Source organism: Yoonia sp. R78084, from assembly GCF_044595625.1.
Taxonomy (GTDB): Bacteria; Pseudomonadota; Alphaproteobacteria; order Rhodobacterales; family Rhodobacteraceae; genus Yoonia.
On record NZ_CP138993.1, the window covers coordinates 143,612 to 165,365 of the forward strand.

The window sequence follows — 21,754 nt, forward strand, 5'->3', positions numbered from 1 at the left end:
TGGCAAAAGCCGGGGTGCGGGCTAAGCATCAAGCATGCGGCTACCCTATCGCAGTGCGGCCACCCATCAACCAAAACGCCACGTCATGACCGATGAACAATCCCTGATGCTCCAACCGGATGTTGCCGGATTGGAAAGAGCTGCGGCACTGCTGGCGGGCGGGGGATTGGTATCTTTTCCGACCGAAACGGTCTACGGACTGGGTGCCGATGCGCGTAATGATACGGCCGTCGCGAAGATCTTTGCCGCCAAAGGCCGCCCGAGCTTTAACCCGCTGATCGTGCATGTGGCAGATATTGCCGGCGCAGAGAAATACTGCGTTTTCAACGACACAGCTTATGCGCTCGCACAGGCCTTCTGGCCCGGTGCGCTGACGCTGGTGTTGTCACTGCGCGCCGATGCGGGCGTGTCGCAACTGGTGACAGCGGGGCTCGGGACTTTGGGGGTCAGGGTTCCGGACCATCCTGTGGCGCTTGGGTTGCTGGCGCGTTTCGGTGGCCCTGTGGCCGCACCATCGGCCAATCCCTCGGGGCGTGTCAGCCCGACGACTGCCGCCCATGTTGCGGCTGGCCTGGGGGGCAGGATCGATGCCATCGTGGATGGGGGCGCCTGTCCGGTCGGCGTGGAATCAACCATCGTGAATTGTGTGGGTGAACCTGCTTTGTTGCGCGCGGGCGGGATTCCGCTTGAGGCGCTCGAGGCCTGTTTGGGGCGCCCTCTGGCGCGTCCGGCAGATCCGGCCATGCCGACCGCACCCGGACAACTGGAATCACATTACGCGCCGCGCGGTAAGGTGCGTTTAAACGCACCTTACGCCGAAGAGGGCGAAGTCCTGCTGGGGTTTGGTCCGGTGGATGCGGATCTGAACCTGTCTGCTGCGGGCGATCTGACCGAGGCGGCGGCGCGCCTTTTTGCCTGTCTGCATCAACTTGATGCAATGGGGGCAGAAAAGATTGCCGTCTCACCTATTCCGGATCATGGGTTAGGGCAGGCGATCAACGATCGCCTGAAACGCGCCGCCGCCCCGCGCTAGCGGTCTTTAGCCTTCTTTGCGTTCAATATAGCCGCGCAGTTCTTCGGCTTCCTGGCGTGCTTCGCGCAAACCGTCCATAGCCGCGCGCAATTCGGCTTCGGTCTGGCTGAGCTGGTTGGTGATCTCGGCTTCGCGTTGTTGCAGATAGGTGATCGCCTGATCGCGGGTTTCCTCGGCTTCGTGCAGCGCTTGCGCCATCTTGTCCAATTCGCCGATTTCCGCCTTGGTCACGCGCGTAAAGCGGTTCACCAGCCAGCTTGCAAACCACCCCAGAACGAAGGCCACAAAAAGAATGACGGCCGTTGCGATGATGAATTCTGTTCTGTTCATTGGCTTCGTCTATTCGCTTTCTGCTGCGCTGTCATCCGTATCTGTCGCCGCCTCTTCGTCGGGGGCATCACCGGTCAATTCCTCTGCGAGTTCATCCAGGACCGACACGTCTTCGGCGGGGGGTTCAGGCAGGATCAGGCTGAACTCGATGCGCCGGTTTGCCTCGCGGCCTTCTTCGGTATCATTGTCGGCAATCGGGTTTTCTTCGCCGAAACCGATGGACTCGAAAGTGGAGACTGGCACCCGCCGTGCGCGCAAAGCTGTCAGGACCGCATCGGCGCGGTCTTGGGACAACTGCTGGTTCATCACTTCACGCCCCTGACTGTCAGTAAAGCCGGACACCCTGATCCGCAGATCGCCGCATTTCTTCAGGATGTCGGCAATGTCATCCACGACAGGTTGTGTGTCGATGGTTAGGTCGGCTGAACCGGGGTCAAAGGTGATTTTGCGCCCCTCCGTCACAGCAATAATCTGCGCGATACATTCTTCCGGTGTGGGCAGTCCTGCGATGGGGTCAAGCTCTTTGACATAGGTGATGTCGATATCGAAATCAGCGGTCTGCCCCAGCTTTTCGATGAGCAGCCGCGACACTGCGGCGCTGGCATTCTCGTTGCCGGTATTGCCGCGGACCGTCAAATTTTCCGGCTCCACGATCACCGCGCCATTGGAAAGCTCCGAGAGCGCCTCGATCCCTGCAAGAACGCGGACCGACCAGCCGGCAGGCAGGCCCTCGGCCACCCGTGTTCCCATCGTGATATTGCGCTGGGCAAAGCGGGCGCTGGCGAAATTCTCGACAACTGTATTGGTGATGTCATCGGGCACGCGCCCGCGCAGCTGCACTTCACCCTCGGGGCTGAGTGTGGCCGTGAACTGGGGCAGTTCCTCGGCCGCATCGCTGGGCAGATCAGGCAGTTCAGCCGTCAAGGCGAATGCATCAGGCAGCGAATTTTCCAGCCGGCCCACGATATTGTCAAATGTGGCTTGTCCGGTGCCCGCGGGTGCGATGAGCGTGACGTCCGTGTCAGAGACAGTGATCGTGCCGCCGCCCATGTTCTTTACCGCAGTTATAGACTGTGCGACGGCCTCGCCCCATGTGCGTGACGGTGCGCCGAGTGCGAAAACACAGTTCGCTTGCCCAGCAAAACCGGCCGCGGTCGCGGCGGTCATGATCTGGCTCAGCGCCTCTTCGGTGTCAACGGCACAGGCATCAAAACGTGCGCCTTCCTCATCAAGAATAAACCGTGTTGTGAAAGGCGAAATGACCGGCCGCGGCGCACTGATCTCGACCGAGACGCGGACCCCGTCGGGCATGTTGCGCGCCAGTGCGACTTCAAAGCGGCGCTTTTCTTCGGGGCTGTCAGAGATCGCATTCACGATCACGCGGTTCGCGTTTACCGAAATCTTTGATTTGTTCAAGATTTCGAGCGACCGCAGGGCATAGTTCACTGCGGCGCGCCAGTTCGGCGGCGTTGGATAATCGGCGACCTCAAGAAGATCCGTGACCGGCAGCCCATCGGCGATATCGGTGATGCGTTCGGCCAGCGCTTCGCGGTCGGTTGTGGCAGGGATCAGTCCGATCAGTGATACGCCAGCATTGTTGCGCAAGATCTCAATTGCGAATTGCGGTGGTTGGATGACCGCCGAATCGGCGACCGAAAGGTTGTCGATGACGCGGCTTGCATCGACCATCCCGCCGGCCGCCGAGATTGCGCGAAAGCGTACAGCCTCTGTCGGCGCCTCGCCCTCGAGTATGACCTGTAGCCCGTCACCAAGCACCGAAGCCCATTCGTAGCCCTGATCTACAAGGGTTTCCTGCACCGCCAGCACAGAACGCTCTTCGACGACCGACACCGTTGTGCGGGCGGCGGCGACAGACAGAAAGGCTGCGGCGGCGAAAACAATCAGGCGTATGAAAATGGCGGATAGGCGCATTTGGGTCCACTACTCGTTTGGTCTCTGCATAGGCCCAGCCGCCGCGGTGTTCAATCACACCAGGAGGGCTATGGCGAAAAACGGCAGAGGGATCAGTCCGGCGTTCCTGTTTGAACGGAAGAGCCACAGTAACCCGTCGTTGTCATCAGGGTCAAAGCGGCTGAGTTGCCATGTCAGGTGCCATCCCAGCGCCCAAGGCCCGCCAATCGCGATGACAAGCGACAGGACCGACCGTTCCGAAGCCGCAAGCAGGACGGCCAGACCAAAGAGCACGATTGTGACGGTCAGAAAGAAACGCAGCCATTTGCGAGCGTTTTCACCGAATAGCCGCGCTGTGGATTTCACCCCGATGAGCGCGTCATCTTCGGCGTCCTGAAAGGCATAGATGGTGTCGTAAAACAGCGTCCATGCGATACCTGCGAAGTAGAGCACGATGGGGACAGGGCCAATGCTATTGGTATGTGCGGCCCATGCCAGCAAGGCCCCCCAGTTGAACGCGATGCCAAGAAAGACCTGCGGCCACCATGTGAAACGCTTTGCGAAAGGATAGATCGCCACCGGTGCCAATGCGAGTATGCCGAGAATGATTGCGGTCGGGTAAAACGTGATCAGGATCAGGAAGGCGACCAACGCCTGTGCGACCATCCACATCAGCGCACCGCGCACTGTCACTTGACCCGAAGGAATAGGCCGCGACCGTGTGCGCGCAACCGATCCGTCAATATCGCGGTCTGTGATGTCGTTCCAAGTGCAGCCCGCGCCGCGCATCAAGAACGCCCCGATCCCGCAGCCGACAATTGTCCAAAGATCATGGCTGCCATAGCTGTCCGTCGCCAATACCGCGAGCGACAGGCCCCAAAGGCATGGCAGATAAAGCAACCATGTGCCGATCGGGCGGTCAGCACGGCTGAGCCTGAGGTAGGGCCGGCTGAAGCGCGGTGCTAGGCGGTCCACCCAATTGTCTTTGACGGCGTCGGCAACCGTGCCGCTCGGCTCTGGCATCTGGGAATTTTCGGTCATATGGTCCGCTCATGGCATCCAAGGTTCGGCTTTATGTAGATCAGGCTCTGGGGGAAGAGCAAACGGTTCCGCTGACGCGCGAGCAGGCGCATTACCTGTTCGGGGTGATGCGGCTGGAGGAGGGTGCTGTGCTGTCATTGATCAACGGGGCCGATGGTGAATGGGATGCGCAGGTGGTGAAGGCGGGCAAGAAGGGTGGGATACTTTTGTGTTCGGCCCAGACGAAGCCACAGCAAAATCCGCCTGATTTGTGGTTTCTGTTTGCGCCGATCCGCAAGGAACGTACAGCCTTTATCGTCGAGAAAGCCGTGGAGATGGGCGCTGCGCGGATTTGTCCGGTGCAAACCGATTTCACCCAAAGCGCCAATCGTATCCGGCAGGATAAATTGCAGGCCCATGCCGTCGAGGCCGCCGAGCAAAGTGGCGGTACTTTTGTGCCGCCCGTGGATGACCTGGCAAAGCTGGACCGTATTCTCAAAGACTGGCCGCCAGAGCGGCAATTGATGTTTTGTGACGAAGTTTTGATCGGCGATCCTGTGGCGCTCCCTGACATGCATGGCCCTTGGGCGATCCTGATCGGACCTGAAGGCGGGTTTTCCCTTGCCGAACGTGACCGCTTGCACGCCTTGCCCTTTGCGCATCCTGTCAGCCTCGGCCCGCGCATTCTGCGTGCGGATACGGCGGCGGTGGCGGCGTTGACCGTCTGGCAACAGGCCTTGGGCGATTGGCGATGATCCCTGCGCTTCCGGCAGACCGCCCCGCGATTGAGACTTTTCTGACCCGCCATATCACGACATCCATGTTTCCGCTGTCGAACCTGCGCCGCTATGGCATGGCAGGCGGCCATCCGCGTGCCATGCGGTTTTGGCTGCGCTGGCGGGCCGGTGCTTTGGTAGATGTACTCTGCATGTCCGAAGAAGGCATGGTGTTCCCGCAATGCCCTACCGGCCCTTGGGGGGATGTGAAGGTGGTTTTGCTGGGGCATAGTGTGAAGGGGGTTTTGGGTGACGCGCCACAGGTGGCTGCCCTGCGCACAGTCTTGGGACTGTCGGGTGATCCGGGGCTGGATAAGGCTGAGCCGCTCTATGCTTTGTCGCTGGATGATCTGGTCATCCCCGATGTCACCGGATTTCGTCTGGTCCCCCTGAAAGACGCGCCGCGCGCGCTGGTGGTTGGCTGGCGGCGTGCATATCTGGAAGAGGTGCTGCCAATGCCGGGTGAGGATAATGCCATGACCGCCGTCAAAGATATTGTCGGTTATCTCGAAGCGGATACCCACCGTGTGCTGTATGATGGTGACACACCCGTCGCGATGACAGGGTTCAACGCAGTCCTGCCCGAGGCGGTACAGATCGGCGGCGTCTATACGCCCCCCGCGCTGCGTGCCTGCGGCCATGCGCGCCGTGCCGTCGCGCTGCATCTGGCCGAGGCGCGGGATGCGGGCACAAAAAATGCCAGTCTTTTTGCCGCCTCACCGCAGGCATGCAAAGCCTACGAAGCGATCGGGTTTCGCCGCACAGGCGATTTCCGTATTCTGGTCTATCAGGAACCACAGGTGATCTATGGATGATTTCTTTCGCCCTGAAGTGCGCGCCTTTTTCCGGCACTGGCGCGAAGTGCTCTTTGCTGTTGGCTTTGCGGTCTTCGGCATCTGGTGGGCTCTGACGGGGATCGGGATTACCCAATGGCTTGGCATCATTTTTATCGTGCTGGGTGCTGGTTGGGCCGTCGCGGCCCTGCAAAGGGCGCGCTTCGCCCAGGACGGGGATGGCGCCGGCGTGGTGCAGATCAGGGAACGGCGCCTTGCCTATTTCGGCCCGTTGGATGGCGGCGTGATGGATGTGGGTGATCTGAGCAAGCTCGAGATAGACCCCACAAGCCACCCTGACCCAAGCTGGATATTGACGGGCATTGACGGGCAGGTGCTTGCCATTCCCGTCAATGCGGCAGGGGCCGAAGGTTTGTTCGATGTCTTTGCCGCCTTGCCCGACATCAGAACCAACACTGTGCTGGATGTGCTCTCACACACACCTGATGCGCGGGTGACGGTATGGTGCCGTGTCAAGCCGCTCTTGCATTGACACCGAGCTTGGTGCAGGTCACCGATAACACTTGATCAACAGCGGAGCGTTGCCTCATGTCCATTCCTCAGTCCGGCGGCGGCCCCATCGAGAATCACGATCAACTGGCCGAAGTCCTGTCCAAAGGGTGTAAACCTAAAGAGGATTGGCGGATCGGCACCGAGCACGAGAAATTCGGCTTCTGTCAGGATTCATTGCTTCCGCTCCCCTATGAGGGCGAGCGGTCGATCAAAGCGGTCCTTGAGGGGCTTGAGGGCCGTTTCGGCTGGGACCGTGTCGAGGAAGATGGCAAGATCATCGGCCTGACCAAAGATGGCGCCAACGTGAGCCTTGAGCCCGGTGGCGCCTTGGAATTGTCCGGTGCACCGCTCGAGACCATCCACCAGACCTGTGACGAGGTGAATGTCCATCTGGCCGAGGTCAAATCCGTCTCGGATGAGATCGGCGTAAAGTTTATCGGCCTTGGGGCCGCGCCTGAGTGGACGCATGAGCAAATGCCGCTGATGCCCAAGGGCCGCTACAAGCTGATGAACAATTACATGGAAAAAGTGGGCACCATGGGGACGGCGATGATGCGCCGGACGTGCACTGTGCAGGTGAACCTCGATTTCGGCTCCGAGGCGGACATGGTGCAAAAGATGCGCGTGGCCTTGGCATTGCAGCCCGTCGCCTGCGCCCTTTTCGCCAACTCCCCGTTCTTTGAGGGCAAGGTCAACGGCCATAAATCTTGGCGGTCACGCATCTGGCGCGATCTGGATGCGGCGCGCACCGGCATGTTGCCATTTGTGTTCGAAGAGGGTTTCGGGTTTGAGGCATGGGTGCAATGGGTTCTCGATGTGCCGATGTATTTTGTCTATCGCGACGGCAAATATATCGACGCGCTGGGCATGTCGTTCCGTGATTTCCTGAAAGGTGAATTGCCTGCACTGCCAGGGGAAAAGCCGCTCTTGTCAGACTGGGCCGATCACCTGACAACCGTGTTCCCCGAGGCCCGTGTAAAGCAGTACATTGAAATGCGCGGCGCGGATGGTGGCCCTTGGCGGCGGCTTTGTGCGTTGCCAGCGTTCTGGACCGGCTTGATGTACGACCAAACTGCTTTGGATGCAGCATGGGATCTTTGCAAGAACTGGACCGCAGAACAACGCGAAGCGCTGCGTGTGGCGGCCTCGGTCGATGGTTTGCAGGCGCAGGTTGACGGGATCAACATGCATGATCTGGCGCGCGAGGTCGTGGCGATTTCACACGCAGGTCTGAAGGCCCGCGCGAAACCGGGCGCCGGTGGCCTGATTGCCGATGAAACCCATTTCCTGAATGCGCTGCACGAAAGCGTCGAGAGCGGCATGACACCCGCCGATGAGCTTTTGGCGCACTACAACGGCGATTGGGACGGTGATCTGAAACGGATCTACGCCGAATATAGCTATTAGACAGTGCTGGCTGTCTGATCGTTTTGACGGTCGATTTTGCCGTGGGGGTGCTTTTGTGTGAAACGAATGCAGCTATGCCCACATGCCCACCGCTAACCCTGCTAGTGCGCAAAGTCTGCTTTGCGGCCAAGGCACAAGTCATAACCACCATTATCGCGTGACATATCACGCAGGCAGTCAGGCTTGCGCCTTCTTCCCGATCTTTGTCTCTGTGCCTTTGCGCAGCCGCTGGATGTTACCCCAGTGGCGGATGTAGATCAGAAAACACAGGGTCGCTGCGAGAAAGAACATCTCGCCCGGGGTGGTGAAGCCGACAACCAGTGGGATCCAGCCCGCAGTGACCAAAGCGGCGAGCGAGGAATAGCGCGATACGGCGGCCACAACGAGCCAGATTGCGCAGGCGATCAGGCCGATCTGCCAGTCCACAGCCAGCAGAATGCCGAAATAGGTGGCGACACCTTTGCCCCCCTTGAAACGCAGCCAGACCGGAAAGCAATGCCCGAGAAAAGCCATCAGCGCGCCAAGCTGGGCCGCGTCCTCACCGGCCAGTTGGCGGGCGGCCAGCACCACAATCGCACCCTTGGCGGCATCGAAGATCAATGTCAGGGCGGCGGCTTTCTTGTTGCCGGTGCGCAGCACATTCGTGGCCCCGATATTGCCCGACCCGATGTCGCGCAGGTTGCCGAGGTTCATCAGCCTGGCAAAGATCATACCCCCCGGGATTGATCCCAGAAGGTAGCCGATGACAGCCCAGAGCAAGAGAACGACATAGGCGCTTTCGATTGTTGGCATTACGATTTCTCCCAGACGCGGTGGCCGCTGACCCATGTGCCCAGCACGCGGCCTTGCAGCCGTGCGCCATCGAAGGGTGTATTCTTGGATTTTGACAACAAGGTGGCGCGGTTAAGCTGGAATGGTGCATCCGGATCAAAGAGGATCAGATCGGCAGGGGCATCGGCGATCAGCCTACCTGCGGGCAGCCCCAAAAGGCGGGCGGGGTTCAACGCCATCGCACGGAAGAGCTTCGGCAGCGTGATCATTTCCGCATGATAAAGGCGCAAGGCTGCGGGCAGAAGTGTCTCGAGGCCCACGGCACCGCTTGCGGCCTCTTCAAATGGAAGACGTTTGCTTTCTTCGTCCTGCGGCGTGTGCATCGAACAGATGATATCGATCAGCCCCTCTGATACGGCTTGGACGACAGCAATGCGGTCTTCTTCACTGCGCAGCGGCGGTTTGAGTTTAAAGAACGTGCGGTAGTCCGCGACATCCAGTTCGTTCAACGTCAGGTGATGCACCCCGATACCGGCGGTGATTTTTAGCCCGTTGCGCTTGGCCCGTTCCAGCGCGGGCAGGGCGCGTGCGGTCGTGATCTGGTCTACGTGATAGCGCGCGCCGGTCATTTCCAGCAGGCTGATATCACGGTCCAGCGCCATGCGTTCGGCCATCGGGCTGACCCCTGGCAGTCCGCGGAGCGATGCGAATTTACCGGAGGTAACAGCGGCCCCTTCGGACAATCCGGGGTCCTGGATGTGCCCGATCACCAACGCGTCCAGTGAGCGGGCGTAGGTCAGCGCACGGCTGAAGACCTTGGTGTTGGTGACGACCCTGTCGCAATCGGTAAAGGCCACGGCGCCTGCGTCTTGCAAGAAACCGATCTCTGTCATCTCGCGCCCTTCGCGCCCTTTTGTTAGGGCTGCCATCGGCAGCACATGCACAGGTGCATCCTGTTGTGCGCGGCGCTCCACGAATTCAAGCGTTTCGGGGGTGTCTATAGCGGGGCTGGTGTCGGGGCGGGTGACGATGGTGGTCACCCCGCCCGCCGCCGCCGCGCGTCCGGCAGAGCGAAAGGATTCTTTGTGCCGCTCGCCGGGTTCAGAGACTTTGACGCCGATATCAATGATGCCAGGTGCAAGGCACATGCCACCGCAATCCACGACATTGGCGGATTTCGGGGGCACTGTCGCGTCATCAAAGACGGCTTTGATGACGCCGTCCTCGATCAGGATCGCGCCGAGGTTGTCGGTGAGTGCCACGGGATCAATCAGGCGGGCGTTGGCAAAGAAAGTGGCGGTCATTGTGTTATCTATCATCTCTATCCGGCCACCCAAATCATCAACGCCACCAGGGCAAACATCGCAATCAGCGCATACATCGCGATCATGCCGCCGACGCGTGCATCTGATTTTGGCGCTTTTGCTGGCGATCCTGTCATCGCGCCTTCGGCCCCCTTAGAAGGGAGCGGTTCAAATTTTACGTTCGCACCTTCTTCGGTATAGGTACCGATCCATTTGAGCGGTGCTCTGGGCGTGATGGTGGCTGCGCGACCGCCAAAGGCCCGTGACAGCACGATCAAAACATGCCCCGTCATGCCGTTCAGACGCGAGCGGTAAGGCGCGACGTCGGCCTCTGCCACGCCAAGGCCATCCACCAAATATCCGGCCAAACCGACCCCGTCGAGCATGCTGAGTGCGAAGAGTTCGACGAATTCCTCGTCGAGATCACCGACATCCAAGGCGCGGTTGATCTCCTCTGGGCCTTGCATGAAACGGGCGGCATCATCGGCGCTCAAGTTGACCATAAAGATACGGATGACGCCGTGTTCGGTCGCGCTGACTTGGAAGGTCTCGCTCATACCATCACCTCTTTGGGGCCACGGGTCGCGCGCAGGTTCTGCGCCAAAAGGTCCATCGCGGCCATGCGCACAGCAACGCCCATTTCGACCTGTTCCTGAATGACCGAGCGGTTGATGTCGTCGGCGATGTTCCCGTCAATTTCGACACCGCGGTTCATTGGGCCGGGGTGCATGACGATGGCGTCGGGTTTGGCATGGGCCAGCTTGGCCGCATCCAGCCCGTAACGGTGGAAGTATTCACGCTCGGAGGGGATAAATCCGCCGTCCATGCGCTCTTTTTGCAGGCGCAGCATCATGACGACATCGACGTCTTTTAGCCCCTCTTCCATGTTCTCGAACACCTCGACCCCGAAATCGGCAACGCCCGATGGCATCAGCGTGGGCGGGGCGATCAGGCGGATACGGTTTTCCATTTTGCCCAAGAGCATAATGTTCGAGCGCGCCACGCGGCTATGGGCGATATCGCCGCAAATCGCGATCGACAGGCGGTGGAGCCGCCCCTTGGCGCGCCGGATGGTCAGCGCATCAAGCAGCGCCTGCGTGGGGTGTTCGTGCTTGCCGTCGCCCGCGTTGAGAACCGCGCAATTGACCTTTTGCGCCAAAAGATCGACCGCGCCGGAATGCGGGTGCCGCACAACCAGAAGATCGGGGCGCATGGCGTTCAGCGTCAGGGCCGTGTCAATCAGGGTCTCGCCCTTTTTGACCGAAGACGCCTGCATGCCCATGTTCATCACATCCGCACCCAGCCGCTTGCCAGCCAGTTCAAAACTCGCCTGCGTCCGGGTCGAGTTTTCAAAGAACATGTTTATCTGTGTCAGCCCCGCGAGCACGTCGCGGTGCGCGATACCGCGCCGGTTATGCTCGGCATAGCTATCGGCCAAATCCAGCAACGTTGTGATTTCTGTGGGATGCAGAGGTTCGATGCCCAAAAGATGCTTGGCGCGAAATGTCATGAGGCCCTCTTAGCAGTGGTTCCCCGCCTTATAGGCACCCCTGCCGTGCGCATCAATGCCGCAAGCACTACGCAATCCGCGCAATCCGGCATATCCTGTGGCTGATGGATTCGCAGAACACATATTGGACCGACCGCGCCCTGCTTGAATGGCAGGTGGAATTGGGTGTGACAGACGCCATTCTGGACACGCCCGTTGACCGCTATGCGCTCGAGACGGTGAAGCCTGCGCCGAAGGCGGCAACGCCTGAGAAGCCTGTCGCGGCGCCCGAGGTCGTGAAAAAGACAGACGTGGATCCGGCGGCGCTTGCGCGCACCGCGGCGCAAACGGCGGCTGATCTTGATGCGCTCAGTCGTGCGATGCAGGCTTTTGATCATTGCGAATTGAAAAAAGGCGCGCGCAGTTTTGTATTCAGCGATGGCAACCCCGCCGCCCGCGTGATGATCGTAGGCGAAGCGCCCGGGCGCGAAGAGGATCGCGCGGGGCGGCCATTCGTGGGTCGTGCTGGTCAGTTGCTGGACAGGATGCTTGAAGCGATACAAATGGGCCGTGCCGCTGATAACGCGGCTCAAGCTGTCTATATCACCAACGTGCTGCCATGGCGTCCGCCCTCGAACCGCACGCCGGATGCCGCCGAAATCGCCATGATGCTGCCATTTCTGGAACGCCATATCGCGCTGGCTGATCCCGAGGTCATTGTCCTGATGGGCAATACCCCCTGTCAGGCTTTGCTGGGGCGCACCGGCATCACGCGCATGCGTGGTGACTGGGTCGAGGTACTGGGCAAACCCTGCCTGCCGATGTTCCACCCGGCCTATTTGTTGCGCAATCCAATTGCGAAACGCGAGGCTTGGGCCGATCTTTTGTCCCTCAAGGCGCGTTTGCGCGGGTAATTCCAAAGAAGTGAGAAGCCATGAGCCGTATTGATAAGAGCAAAGATTTTGTGCCGGTCCGTATTGCGGTGCTGACCGTGAGTGACACGCGCCAGATGGCGGACGATAAATCCGGTCAGACCTTGGTCGACCGGATTGCCGGGGCGGGGCATGTGCTGGCGGATCGGAAAATTGTGGCGGATGAACGCGATCAGATTGCGCAACAGTTGCGCGATTGGTGCGCAGACGAGGCGGTGGATGTTATCATCTCCACCGGCGGGACGGGCCTGACGGGGCGGGATGTCACGGTAGAAGCGCACCGCGATGTCTATGAAAAAGAGATTGATGCCTTCGGCACCATTTTCACAATCGTCAGCATGCAGAAAATCGGAACCAGTGCGGTGCAAAGCCGTGCCACAGCAGGTGTCGCACAGGGCACGTATCTCTTTGCGCTACCCGGATCACCGGGTGCCTGCAAGGACGCCTGGGATGAAATTCTTCTCAGGCAGCTCGACTACCGGCACCGGCCCTGCAATTTTGTTGAAATCATGCCGCGTCTGGATGAACATCTGCGACGGAAGTAACGGCTTTGTGCGTTTCACTGGAAAGGGATGCTTTTCCAGCTACCTTCCAACGGCAGATTGAGGATATTTAACATGCGGTTTCTACGCCGAAGCCTGACAGGTGTGTTCTTGCTGGCGGTGACGCTTGCGCTCCTCGCGTGGGCGGGTGAGTTGGTGCGCGGCGCCGTTGTTGCGCGCATGAACGAAGAGCCGCGGAGTTTCCCGCAGCGCGAGCGCATTTTGGCGGTGAATGTGTTGACGCTAGAACCGCAGACCATAATCCCCGAACTAACGGTGTTTGGCGAATTGCGCAGCCAGCGCACGCTGGATTTACGCAGTGCGATTGGCGGCACCGTTTTGTCCGCCAGCGATGCTTTGGTCGAAGGCGGCACGGTCCGGCAAGGCGATCTGTTGCTACGCATTGATCCGGCCGAGGCAGAGGCAGCCTTGGCCCGCGTGCGTGCCGATATGCAGGATGCGCAGGCGGAACTGCGCGACGCAGAGCGTGCCTTGGTTCTGGCCGAGGATGAGTTGAGTGCAGCGCGCGCCCAAGAAGCGCTGCGCGATCAGGCGCTGGCGCGCGCGCGCGACCTCGCCACGCGCGGTGTGGGCACAGCGGCAGCGGTGGAAACGGCGGAATTGGCGGCGTCTGCAGCGCAGGCGTCAGTGTTGACGCGCAGGCAGGCAGTGGCCGCGGCGCAGGCACGGATTGATCAGGCAACAACACGGCTGGCGCGTCAGCAAATCAACCTTTCCGAGGCACAGCGGGCTGTTGTGGATACGGAGGTAGTGGCGGCTTTTGACGGCACTTTGACGGAGGTGACAATCAGCCCCGGCGGGCGTGTCACAGCCAACGAACGCTTTGCGCAACTGATTGATCCAACCCGTCTTGAGGTGTCGTTTCGTGTCTCGACATCGCAATATGCACGTCTTTTGGACGAAAACGGTGTGCTGATCAAAGCACCTTTGGCCGTGACGCTGGACGTGTCCGGCGTAAACCTGCGCGCGACGGGCCGGATCATGCGTGAAGGTGCTGCCGTTGGCGCAGGCCAGACAGGGCGCTTGCTGTTTGCAGAACTGGATGCCTCTGCCGGATTTCGTCCCGGTGATTTCGTGACTGTGCGGATCAATGAACCTGCGTTGAACAATGTGGCGCTGGTGCCTGCGACGGCTGTCGCGCCGGACCAGACGGTGCTTGTTGTAGGTGAAGAAGAGCGTTTGCGCGTGGCGCAAGTCTCCTTGCTGCGCCGCCAGGGCGATGATGTGATTATCGACGTGGGCGATAACGCAGGCGCGGTGATTGTTGCTGAACGCTCACCCTTGCTGGGTGCCGGTATCAAGGTGCGCCCGATCATGCCGGGCGGCGTTGAACAGGTCGCAGCGCCGGAAATGATCACACTGGATGAGGACCGCCGCGCGAAACTGATCGCATTTGTCACCGAAGGCAGAATGCCGGATGACGTGAAGGCGCGGATTATCAGCCAGCTTGAGGCGGATGAAGTATCATCCGAGACCGTGACACGGCTTGAAGCACGGATGGGCAGCTGATGGTCACCGGTGGCGAAAGACTGAACGCAGGCGCAGGCGGCATCCTGTCCTATTTCACACGCCACCGCACAGCGGCGAACCTGCTTTTGGTGCTGATGCTCACGGCGGGCCTGCTCGCGTTTCCCAATATGCGGGCGCAGTTTTTCCCCGATGTGGTCGTTGATGATCTGACCGTCTCTGTCGCATGGCAGGGAGCTGGCGCCGAAGATGTGGACGCCGCCATCGTGCAGGTGTTGGAGCCCGTTTTGCTCGGGGTTGAAGGCGTCACCTCGTCTTCATCGACATCCCGTGAGGGAAGTGCGTCGATCCGCATCGAATTCGAGCCCGGCTATGATATCGAACGCGGCACCGAAGATGTGCAACTGGCCGTGGATGGCGTCAACAGCTTGCCCGAGGATGCAGAAGAGCCCAACGTGCGACGTGGCGGCTGGTCGGATCGTGTCACCGATGTGATTATCACTGGCCCTGTGGGCGTGGATCAGCTGGGCCGTTTTGCAGATGAATTCTCAACGCGGCTTTTCGCGCAGGGTGTCACCAGCGTGACCGTGCAAGGTGTTGCGGCACCTTCGACGATTGTCGAGGTACCTTCGATCTCCCTGGTGCAGTATGACATCGGCCTTGCCGATATCTCTGCGCGGATCGCCGAAGAAGCCGCCGCTGATCCCGCGGGCGAGGTCTCGGCGAACGCGCGGGTGCGCACCGGTGTGGCCAAACGCAGCGCAGAAGAGATCGGCGCGATTGTCCTGCGTTCCAACCCCGACGGATCGCAGTTGACGATTGCGGATGTGGCGACGGTGCGGGTTGAAGGCGCTGACCGTGAACGCGCCTATTTCGTAGGTGACGATCCGGCAATCAAGGTACGTGTCGCACGGTCGGCCACAGGCGATGCAATCGGCATGCAGGCCACGGTGGAAGAGGTGGCGCAAGAACTGACTGCGTCTTTGCCCGCAGGTGTGTCGATTTCGCTGACGAACGGGCGTGCCGAGTTGATCCAGGCGCGTTTGGATATCCTGCTTGATAATGGTCTGACGGGTCTGATGCTGGTCGTGGCGTTGCTGTTTCTTTTCCTGAACGCGCGCACTGCCTTCTGGGTCGCTTTCGGTATTCCGGTGGCGATGCTGGCTGCGATTGCCCTGATGTATGCGGTCGGGATCACCATCAATATGATCTCGCTTTTTGCGCTGATCATCACGCTCGGGATCGTTGTGGATGATGCGATTGTGGTGGGCGAACATGCCGATTACCGCGTCAGGCATCTGGGCGAGGACCCCACAGTTGCAGCGGAGCGGGCGGCGAAGCGGATGTTCAGTCCGGTGTTTTCGGCAACGCTGACGACGATCATCGCGTTCTTCGGGCTGGTTATTATCGGCGGGCGTTTCGGCGATCTGATCTCGGATATTCCGTTCACGGTGATCGTTGTGCTTGCGGCCAGTCTGGTGGAATGTTTCCTGATCCTGCCGAACCACCTGTCCCATGCCATTGCGCATTCGGCCAAGGATCATTGGTATGACTGGCCGTCACGCACGGTGAACCGCGGCTTTGACTGGTTCAAGGAAACACTGTTCCGGCCTTTCATGGGATTGGTAATCAAGGCGCGCTATCCGGTCTTTGCGATGGCACTGGTCCTGCTGGCCAGCCAGGTTGCGCTTTTCATCAAAGGCGACGTGAGTTGGCGTTTCTTCAACTCGCCAGAGCAAAGCCAGGTGACCGGAAATTTCGCTATGTTGCCGGGGGCCACGCGTGACGACACGCTCGAGATGATGCGCGAAATGCAGCGCGCAACAGAGGCGCTGGGTGCGCAGTACGAGGCCGAGTATGGCGTGAACCCGCTGAGCTATGTGGTGGCCGAGATTGGCGGAAACTCGGGTCGTGCGATTGCCGGATCGGATACCAAGGACGCGGACCAGTTGGGCGCGATCACCATTGAACTCATTGACGCCGACAGCCGCCCCTATACCAGCTTTGCCTTTGTGAGTGCTCTGCAAGATGCCATCGTGCAGCACCCGATGGCCGAAACCGTCAGCTTCCGCCGGTGGGGCTCGGGCCCTGGCGGGGATAGTCTGGGTGTGCAGATGTTCGGGGCGGACAGTGACACGCTCAAGGCCGCCGCCGAGGCATTGAAAACCGAACTGGCGCGGTTTCCCGAAATCTCGGGTCTTGAAGATACACTGGCCTATGACAAGGAAGAACTGATCCTTGAATTGACCCCGCAGGGTGAGGCGCTGGGTCTCAGCATTGATGGTCTGGGACGTGTGCTGCGCAACCGTCTGGGCGGGATTGAGGCGGCGAGTTTCCCTGACGGGGCGCGGTCTGCGACGATCCGCGTGGAATTGCCGCCCGATGAGTTATCATCAGACTTCCTTGACCGGACACAGATCAGGACTGCGGAGGGCTTCTATCTGCCGCTGGCGGATGTTGTGACAGTGCAGAGCCGGACCGGGTTTTCCACTGTGCGCCGTGAAAACGGCATCCAGTTGATCTCGGTAATCGGTGATCTGGATGGCGAGGACGCAGCGCGGGCAACCGAAATCCAGCAGATCATCGACGAGAATATCCTACCGCGAATCGAGAGTGATTTCGGGATCGAGACACAGCTTTCGGGGCAGAGCGAGCAGGAAGACCGTTTCCTGAGCGATGCAAGGACGGGCCTCATTCTGGTCTTGCTGGGGATCTACCTGACACTGTCGTGGATCTTCAGCAGTTGGACGCGGCCTGTTGTCGTGATGTCGATCATTCCGTTTGCGCTGGTGGGGACGATTTTCGGCCACCACGTTTGGGATATCCCGATGAGCATGTTTACCGTTGTGGGCCTGATCGGTATGGTGGGGATCATCATCAACGACAGTATCGTTCTGGTCACGACGGTGGACGAATATGCGCAGGATCGCGGTCTGGTGCCCGCCATCATTGACGGAACGGTGGACCGTTTGCGCCCTGTAATGCTGACAACGCTGACAACAGTGCTGGGCCTCGCCCCGCTGCTATACGAAGGGTCCAATCAGGCCGAGTTCCTGAAGCCCACAGTCGTGACGCTTGTCTTCGGGTTGGCCTTTGGCATGGTGCTTGTGCTTTTGGTTGTGCCGTCAGTCATGGCGATGCAGGCTGATGTGCAGCGACAAGTCCAGTCTGCGAAACGCGCCCTGCGCGGGCGTCGGGCTGCGATGTTTGTTCCTGCGGGTTTGGGGGCCGTTTTGGCGGTGGGGCTGTTTGCGCTGACCGTCGCACCTGTCCTGCTCACAGGTGCGCCCTTACCCGCGATGGCGGCAATGCTGCCGCTATTGAACGGCGGCGTCGGGGCTGCAATGGGCCTCTATATCGTCGGTTTGATGGCGCTGTTCTTGACGATCTATGTCGCTGCAGTGTTCGGTCAGGGATGGCGCAGCGCGCGGCGCTAGCCGCCGGTGCAGCCACGCAGATCAATAGCCTGCCCATTGTCGCCCAAGATGGTGATGCGCACAGCAGAACGATCAAACGCAAAGGGTTGGCCGCTGGGGTGGACCATATCGACGGTCGCGCTCAGCGTATCCCCCACACGGCTGACTTCTGCCTGAGAGACCCAGATTTGCGGATCGCTTGGTTCGACCACGACAAACTCCGACCCGCTGACTTGGGCCACGTTGATCTTTGACGTCATGCGCAGACCGTCCGGAATTGGGTCAATCTTACAGGTAACTGCCCCGACATTTGCCGCCTCAGCACTGAGGGGGGCGTCGGCCATGGCGGCGACGATGCTTGCATCGCGCGTGCCGACTTCGGGCAAAAGGGTGTCGAATGTGAAAGTAACGGGGATGCAGATTTCCTCGCAGACACCAATCGTCAGTTCGCCGGACACGGCCATTTCACCTGCCGCCTGTGGGGCGGAGATGGTGAGTGGAAAAATCACGCTGTCATAGTAGCCGATTGACAAGAGCCCAGCGTCATCAAAGACCTCTGGAACCGGCCAATGCTGTGTGATGCTGTTGATTGTACTGTGGCTGGTAAAGCGGAAATACGGTGGAATGCCGGCCTCGCCGGGCGCGCGCCAATAGGTGATCCATCCGGGCTCAAGTGTGATCTTGATACCTGCAACATGATCGCCCGAGGCCGTACGCCAGCCCGGCAGGATCTCGATGCTGGCCATATCGCTGTAGTCCTCGGCGACCGCGAGGGCCGGCAAGGTGGCAAGGACGACGGCAGTAAGCAGGTTTTTGCGCATACGTTCTTATTTATGCATCACGGCGGCAATGGGAAGTCACGATTGCATCAGGCTTTGCAATGATGGCGCTTGCGTCACAGGGTATCGTTTCACATCTTATGGCCATGACCCGCCCAGATTCGTCACTTGTCGGAAAGCTTTTGATCGCGATGCCCGATATGTCGGACCCGCGCTTTGCAAAGACTGTGGTCTATATGTGCGCCCATTCCGACGAGGGCGGCATGGGGTTGATCGTCAACAAGCCCGAGAAAGGCATCCGTTTCTCCAAACTCCTTGAGCAGATGGAAATTCCTGTGTCCCCCAATGCACGAGATTTGCGGGTGCATTACGGTGGGCCTGTGGATTATCAGCGCGGGTTCGTCCTGCACTCGAGTGATTATGCATCGGATACCGGCACGCTGGACGTTGATGATAACTACCGCATGACAGCAACGCTTGAGGTGCTGGAAGATCTGGCAAAAGGCGAAGGCCCCGATGTCGCGATGATGGCGCTGGGCTATGCCGGTTGGGGGCCGGGGCAGTTGGAATACGAAATCCGCCAGAATGGCTGGCTGACCTGTGCGCCCACTGATGAGATCCTCTTTGGGGCTGACAATGCAGGCAAATGGGCGGCGGCGCTGAAGTTGCTGGGGGTTGACCCGTTGCTATTGTCCGCGACGGCAGGCCGGGCCTAGCGCGGCTGGATTGACCTAACTCTGTTCAGCTCTCCGGCCCGATCAAGGCCTGCATGATCGCCATCGCGTTTTCACTCGACCAGTCCGCCTCTCCTTGCATCCGCGCGACTTCATAGCCGTCAGGGTCAAGGATGACGGTGACCGGCAGCCCCAGAACGCCCATGCCGCGGGCAAGGCTTTGGCGCGGATCGGTATGAAGTGGCAGATTGTCGACGTCAATTTCCTCAAAGAACCGCTGCATGACAGGCAGCGGATTGCGGCCTGTGGCGATGGTAACAACTTCCATCCGGTCACCGCCCATCGCGGTTTGCAGCGCTGACAGATGGGGCATCTCTACGCGGCACGGCGCGCACCATGTGGCCCAGAAGTTCAGGACCACATATTTGCCACTGAAATCCGCTAGTGTCATTTCGCTGCCATCGGCACCCGTAAACGGCACATCTGACGCTGCAACAGGAGTGCTGTGAAAGTTCAGTTTGCGCATATCGCCTTCCCGCAAGGCCTCTGCCGTGGCCACATCGGCGTGGCCAGTGTTTGCAAGACCCATAAGGGCCGTATAAAGCAGGGCTGATATCAACTTGCGCACGGGCGACTTCCTTTATGACCAAATCTGCAAACACAATGTGGGGCGGACGTTTCGCCGCCGGACCAGACGCGATTATGGAGGCGATCAATGCCTCAATCGGGTATGACCGCCGACTTGCACCGCAAGACATTGCAGGTTCACGCGCCCATGCCGCCATGTTGGCTGCCACAGGCATCATCACAGATACCGATGCCGAGGCGATACGGGAAGGCCTGCTCACCGTATTGTCAGAGATTGAAACGGGTGTTTTTCCGTTTTCAGCCGCATTGGAAGACATTCACATGAATGTCGAGGCACGTTTGCGCGATACCATTGGCGAGGCCGCAGGACGTTTGCACACAGCGCGGTCGCGCAATGATCAGGTGGCCGTCGATTTCCGCCTCTGGGTCCGTGATCAATGCGATCAGGCGGATGAGGCTTTAGCCGCATTGCAAGCAGCGCTCTTGGGGCAGGCAGAGGCGGGGGCCGATTGGGTCATGCCCGGCTTCACCCATTTGCAGACAGCCCAGCCTGTCACATGGGGCCATCATATGTTGGCCTATGTGGAAATGTTCGCGCGGGATCGGTCGCGCTTTGCCGATGCGCGCAAGCGAATGAATACCTCGCCTTTGGGGGCTGCCGCCCTTGCCGGTACATCCTTCCCGATTGACCGCGAGATGACGGCAAAGGCGTTGGGCTTTGATCGCCCCATGGCCAATTCACTTGATGCGGTATCAGACCGTGATTTCGCGCTCGAGTTTCTTGCGGCCTCCAGCATTTGCGCAATGCACCTGAGCCGTTTGGCTGAAGAACTCGTGATTTGGTCCTCGGCCCAGTTCCGCTTTGTAAAGATGTCGGACAAATGGTCCACCGGATCATCCATCATGCCACAAAAGCGCAACCCTGATGCGGCGGAGTTGATCCGGGCCAAGATAGGCCGGATTTTCGGGGCAAATGTTGCGCTTATGACGGTGATGAAGGGGCTGCCGCTGGCCTATTCCAAGGACATGCAGGAAGACAAGGAACAGACCTTTGATGCGGCCGATAACCTGATGCTGGCGCTGGCCGCGATGACAGGCATGGTGGGCGATATGACCGCGCAACGGGACAATTTGAAGGCTGCCGCGTCGAGCGGATTTTCGACCGCGACCGATCTGGCCGATTGGCTGGTGCGCGAACTTGGGTTACCGTTCCGTGAGGCGCATCATGTGACAGGCTCGCTCGTGGCGCTGGCGGAAGGAAAAGGCTGTGATCTGCCTGATCTGACGCTGGCTGACATGCAAGCGGTTCACGATGGCATCCGTGCGGATGTCTTTGATGTGCTTGGGGTTGAAAACTCGGTCGCGTCGCGCACCAGTTTTGGTGGGACAGCGCCCTCGCAGGTCCGCGCCCAGGTGGCGTATTGGAAAGAGGTTTTGAAATGAAGCGTATTGCATTGATTTTGACCGTTGTTGCATTGGCGGCCTGTGGTGCCGATGGGCCACCGATGACACCATCAGCCAATGTCGGCCTGAGCGTGGGCAGCAATGGTGTGAGCACGGGTGCAAGTGTGGGCGCATCAAACGGCACGTTTTCAGTAGGGGTTGGTTTCTAATGCGGAATGTCTTTCTGGTGCTTGCGATCTGGGGTGCGATCCATCCGATGTATTACTTCATCTCGTGGTTTCAGGCCGAAGGGTGGAGTATCATGGCGATGGTTGACGCGTGGCATGTGAATGCGGCAACCAGCGGCCTTGTCTGGGATTTGACGATTGCCGCGATTGCGCTGACGGTCTGGATCATCGCCGAGGCGATCAAGACGAAGAACTGGCTCAGCCTGCTGGCGATCCCCGCCACCTATTGCATCGGGGTGAGCTGTGGTTTGCCGCTCTATCTCTATCTGCGGGACCGGATCGTTTACCGCCGCGACAAACAGCAGGTTCGCGTTTAA

The 21,754-nt window shown here is 59.7% G+C and carries 22 protein-coding genes; 13 read left to right on the top strand and 9 right to left on the bottom strand.

Annotated elements, in window-relative coordinates:
- The first annotated feature begins 85 nt into the window (after positions 1-85).
- Positions 86-1,033, top strand: coding sequence for an L-threonylcarbamoyladenylate synthase (locus tag SJY29_RS00805; protein ID WP_400088803.1), 948 nt, complete (start codon positions 86-88; stop codon positions 1,031-1,033).
- A gap of 6 nt (positions 1,034-1,039) precedes the next feature.
- On the opposite strand, the gene SJY29_RS00810 is transcribed toward SJY29_RS00805, so the two are convergent.
- Genes SJY29_RS00810 through ubiA form a run of 3 tightly spaced genes read right to left on the bottom strand, consistent with a single transcriptional unit; the run spans position 1,040 to position 4,315 of the window.
- Complete coding sequence (locus tag SJY29_RS00810; RefSeq protein WP_055293595.1) at positions 1,040-1,363, bottom strand: hypothetical protein; 324 nt, start codon at positions 1,361-1,363, stop codon at positions 1,040-1,042.
- Positions 1,364-1,372: 9 nt separating this feature from the next.
- Positions 1,373-3,295 carry an OmpA family protein gene (locus SJY29_RS00815; RefSeq protein WP_400085672.1) on the bottom strand — a complete coding sequence of 641 codons (1,923 nt, stop codon included), beginning with the start codon at positions 3,293-3,295 and terminating at the stop codon, positions 1,373-1,375.
- Positions 3,296-3,349: 54 nt separating this feature from the next.
- Complete coding sequence (gene ubiA / locus SJY29_RS00820) at positions 3,350-4,315, bottom strand: 4-hydroxybenzoate octaprenyltransferase (RefSeq protein WP_400085675.1); 966 nt, start codon at positions 4,313-4,315, stop codon at positions 3,350-3,352.
- Between the two features lie 11 nt (positions 4,316-4,326).
- Between ubiA and SJY29_RS00825 the strand changes: the two genes are divergently transcribed.
- The 4 genes from SJY29_RS00825 to SJY29_RS00840 are packed head-to-tail and all read left to right on the top strand — an operon-like array spanning position 4,327 to position 7,823.
- On the top strand, positions 4,327-5,049 hold the full coding sequence (locus SJY29_RS00825) for a 16S rRNA (uracil(1498)-N(3))-methyltransferase (RefSeq protein WP_400085678.1): 723 nt from the start codon (positions 4,327-4,329) through the stop codon (positions 5,047-5,049).
- On the top strand, positions 5,046-5,885 hold the full coding sequence (locus SJY29_RS00830) for a GNAT family N-acetyltransferase (protein WP_400088805.1): 840 nt from the start codon (positions 5,046-5,048) through the stop codon (positions 5,883-5,885). Before SJY29_RS00825 ends, SJY29_RS00830 begins: the two co-directional genes overlap by 4 nt.
- Positions 5,878-6,396 carry a hypothetical protein gene (locus SJY29_RS00835; protein WP_400085680.1) on the top strand — a complete coding sequence of 173 codons (519 nt, stop codon included), beginning with the start codon at positions 5,878-5,880 and terminating at the stop codon, positions 6,394-6,396. The genes SJY29_RS00830 and SJY29_RS00835 overlap by 8 nt, the downstream gene beginning before the upstream one ends.
- Before the next feature lie 56 nt (positions 6,397-6,452).
- A complete protein-coding gene (locus SJY29_RS00840) occupies positions 6,453-7,823 on the top strand; it encodes a glutamate--cysteine ligase (RefSeq protein WP_400085683.1) in 1,371 nt (456 codons plus the stop codon).
- 177 nt (positions 7,824-8,000) lie between these two features.
- Here SJY29_RS00840 and plsY read toward each other — a convergent pair whose 3' ends face one another.
- Genes plsY through SJY29_RS00860 form a run of 4 tightly spaced genes read right to left on the bottom strand, consistent with a single transcriptional unit; the run spans position 8,001 to position 11,408 of the window.
- A complete protein-coding gene (plsY, locus tag SJY29_RS00845) occupies positions 8,001-8,615 on the bottom strand; it encodes a glycerol-3-phosphate 1-O-acyltransferase PlsY (protein ID WP_400085685.1) in 615 nt (204 codons plus the stop codon).
- A complete protein-coding gene (pyrC, locus tag SJY29_RS00850) occupies positions 8,615-9,898 on the bottom strand; it encodes a dihydroorotase (RefSeq protein ID WP_400085688.1) in 1,284 nt (427 codons plus the stop codon). The genes plsY and pyrC overlap by 1 nt, the downstream gene beginning before the upstream one ends.
- A gap of 17 nt (positions 9,899-9,915) precedes the next feature.
- Positions 9,916-10,455, bottom strand: coding sequence for a hypothetical protein (locus SJY29_RS00855; RefSeq protein WP_400085691.1), 540 nt, complete (start codon positions 10,453-10,455; stop codon positions 9,916-9,918).
- Positions 10,452-11,408: an aspartate carbamoyltransferase catalytic subunit gene (locus tag SJY29_RS00860; protein ID WP_400085694.1), complete on the bottom strand. Its 957-nt coding sequence runs from the start codon at positions 11,406-11,408 to the stop codon at positions 10,452-10,454. Before SJY29_RS00860 ends, SJY29_RS00855 begins: the two co-directional genes overlap by 4 nt.
- A 104-nt stretch (positions 11,409-11,512) precedes the next feature.
- On the opposite strand from SJY29_RS00860, the gene SJY29_RS00865 reads away from it, so the two are divergent.
- From SJY29_RS00865 to SJY29_RS00880, 4 genes are all read left to right on the top strand, one after another.
- Positions 11,513-12,301 (top strand): uracil-DNA glycosylase family protein, encoded by a 789-nt coding sequence (locus tag SJY29_RS00865; RefSeq protein WP_400085697.1) that lies wholly within the window; start codon positions 11,513-11,515, stop codon positions 12,299-12,301.
- A gap of 20 nt (positions 12,302-12,321) precedes the next feature.
- Positions 12,322-12,864: a molybdenum cofactor biosynthesis protein B gene (gene moaB / locus SJY29_RS00870; RefSeq protein ID WP_400085700.1), complete on the top strand. Its 543-nt coding sequence runs from the start codon at positions 12,322-12,324 to the stop codon at positions 12,862-12,864.
- A 72-nt stretch (positions 12,865-12,936) separates the two neighbouring features.
- Positions 12,937-14,391, top strand: coding sequence for an efflux RND transporter periplasmic adaptor subunit (locus tag SJY29_RS00875; protein ID WP_400085703.1), 1,455 nt, complete (start codon positions 12,937-12,939; stop codon positions 14,389-14,391).
- Positions 14,391-17,786 (top strand): efflux RND transporter permease subunit, encoded by a 3,396-nt coding sequence (locus tag SJY29_RS00880; RefSeq protein WP_400085706.1) that lies wholly within the window; start codon positions 14,391-14,393, stop codon positions 17,784-17,786. Before SJY29_RS00875 ends, SJY29_RS00880 begins: the two co-directional genes overlap by 1 nt.
- Here the strand turns inward: SJY29_RS00880 and SJY29_RS00885 are convergent.
- Entirely contained in the window at positions 17,783-18,586 is an 804-nt protein-coding gene (locus SJY29_RS00885; protein WP_400085709.1) for a protein-disulfide reductase DsbD domain-containing protein, read from the bottom strand. The genes SJY29_RS00880 and SJY29_RS00885 overlap by 4 nt on opposite strands.
- Positions 18,587-18,690: 104 nt before the next feature.
- On the opposite strand from SJY29_RS00885, the gene SJY29_RS00890 reads away from it, so the two are divergent.
- A complete protein-coding gene (locus SJY29_RS00890; protein ID WP_400085711.1) occupies positions 18,691-19,260 on the top strand; it encodes a YqgE/AlgH family protein in 570 nt (189 codons plus the stop codon).
- Between the two features lie 25 nt (positions 19,261-19,285).
- Here SJY29_RS00890 and SJY29_RS00895 read toward each other — a convergent pair whose 3' ends face one another.
- Positions 19,286-19,846 carry a TlpA disulfide reductase family protein gene (locus SJY29_RS00895; protein ID WP_055293641.1) on the bottom strand — a complete coding sequence of 187 codons (561 nt, stop codon included), beginning with the start codon at positions 19,844-19,846 and terminating at the stop codon, positions 19,286-19,288.
- Positions 19,847-19,860: 14 nt separating this feature from the next.
- On the opposite strand from SJY29_RS00895, the gene argH reads away from it, so the two are divergent.
- The 3 genes from argH to SJY29_RS00910 are packed head-to-tail and all read left to right on the top strand — an operon-like array spanning position 19,861 to position 21,754.
- Positions 19,861-21,249, top strand: a complete 1,389-nt coding sequence (gene argH, locus SJY29_RS00900; RefSeq protein ID WP_400085714.1) for an argininosuccinate lyase — start codon at positions 19,861-19,863, stop codon at positions 21,247-21,249.
- On the top strand, positions 21,246-21,419 hold the full coding sequence (locus SJY29_RS00905) for a hypothetical protein (protein ID WP_181417155.1): 174 nt from the start codon (positions 21,246-21,248) through the stop codon (positions 21,417-21,419). Before argH ends, SJY29_RS00905 begins: the two co-directional genes overlap by 4 nt.
- Complete coding sequence (locus SJY29_RS00910) at positions 21,419-21,754, top strand: DUF2834 domain-containing protein (RefSeq protein WP_400085717.1); 336 nt, start codon at positions 21,419-21,421, stop codon at positions 21,752-21,754. The genes SJY29_RS00905 and SJY29_RS00910 overlap by 1 nt, the downstream gene beginning before the upstream one ends.

Coding starts and splice junctions, on each gene's coding strand:
- argH (WP_400085714.1), top strand. CDS start 19,861: ATGACCAAATCTGCAAACACAATGTGGGGCGGACGTTTCGCCGCCGGA.
- moaB (WP_400085700.1), top strand. CDS start 12,322: ATGAGCCGTATTGATAAGAGCAAAGATTTTGTGCCGGTCCGTATTGCG.
- SJY29_RS00910 (WP_400085717.1), top strand. CDS start 21,419: ATGCGGAATGTCTTTCTGGTGCTTGCGATCTGGGGTGCGATCCATCCG.
- SJY29_RS00860 (WP_400085694.1), bottom strand. CDS start 11,408: ATGACATTTCGCGCCAAGCATCTTTTGGGCATCGAACCTCTGCATCCC.
- SJY29_RS00885 (WP_400085709.1), bottom strand. CDS start 18,586: ATGCGCAAAAACCTGCTTACTGCCGTCGTCCTTGCCACCTTGCCGGCC.
- SJY29_RS00805 (WP_400088803.1), top strand. CDS start 86: ATGACCGATGAACAATCCCTGATGCTCCAACCGGATGTTGCCGGATTG.
- plsY (WP_400085685.1), bottom strand. CDS start 8,615: ATGCCAACAATCGAAAGCGCCTATGTCGTTCTCTTGCTCTGGGCTGTC.
- SJY29_RS00890 (WP_400085711.1), top strand. CDS start 18,691: ATGACCCGCCCAGATTCGTCACTTGTCGGAAAGCTTTTGATCGCGATG.
- SJY29_RS00875 (WP_400085703.1), top strand. CDS start 12,937: ATGCGGTTTCTACGCCGAAGCCTGACAGGTGTGTTCTTGCTGGCGGTG.
- SJY29_RS00880 (WP_400085706.1), top strand. CDS start 14,391: ATGGTCACCGGTGGCGAAAGACTGAACGCAGGCGCAGGCGGCATCCTG.
- SJY29_RS00855 (WP_400085691.1), bottom strand. CDS start 10,455: ATGAGCGAGACCTTCCAAGTCAGCGCGACCGAACACGGCGTCATCCGT.
- SJY29_RS00835 (WP_400085680.1), top strand. CDS start 5,878: ATGGATGATTTCTTTCGCCCTGAAGTGCGCGCCTTTTTCCGGCACTGG.
- SJY29_RS00905 (WP_181417155.1), top strand. CDS start 21,246: ATGAAGCGTATTGCATTGATTTTGACCGTTGTTGCATTGGCGGCCTGT.
- SJY29_RS00815 (WP_400085672.1), bottom strand. CDS start 3,295: ATGCGCCTATCCGCCATTTTCATACGCCTGATTGTTTTCGCCGCCGCA.
- SJY29_RS00810 (WP_055293595.1), bottom strand. CDS start 1,363: ATGAACAGAACAGAATTCATCATCGCAACGGCCGTCATTCTTTTTGTG.
- SJY29_RS00840 (WP_400085683.1), top strand. CDS start 6,453: ATGTCCATTCCTCAGTCCGGCGGCGGCCCCATCGAGAATCACGATCAA.
- SJY29_RS00865 (WP_400085697.1), top strand. CDS start 11,513: ATGGATTCGCAGAACACATATTGGACCGACCGCGCCCTGCTTGAATGG.
- SJY29_RS00830 (WP_400088805.1), top strand. CDS start 5,046: ATGATCCCTGCGCTTCCGGCAGACCGCCCCGCGATTGAGACTTTTCTG.
- SJY29_RS00825 (WP_400085678.1), top strand. CDS start 4,327: ATGGCATCCAAGGTTCGGCTTTATGTAGATCAGGCTCTGGGGGAAGAG.
- ubiA (WP_400085675.1), bottom strand. CDS start 4,315: ATGACCGAAAATTCCCAGATGCCAGAGCCGAGCGGCACGGTTGCCGAC.
- pyrC (WP_400085688.1), bottom strand. CDS start 9,898: ATGACCGCCACTTTCTTTGCCAACGCCCGCCTGATTGATCCCGTGGCA.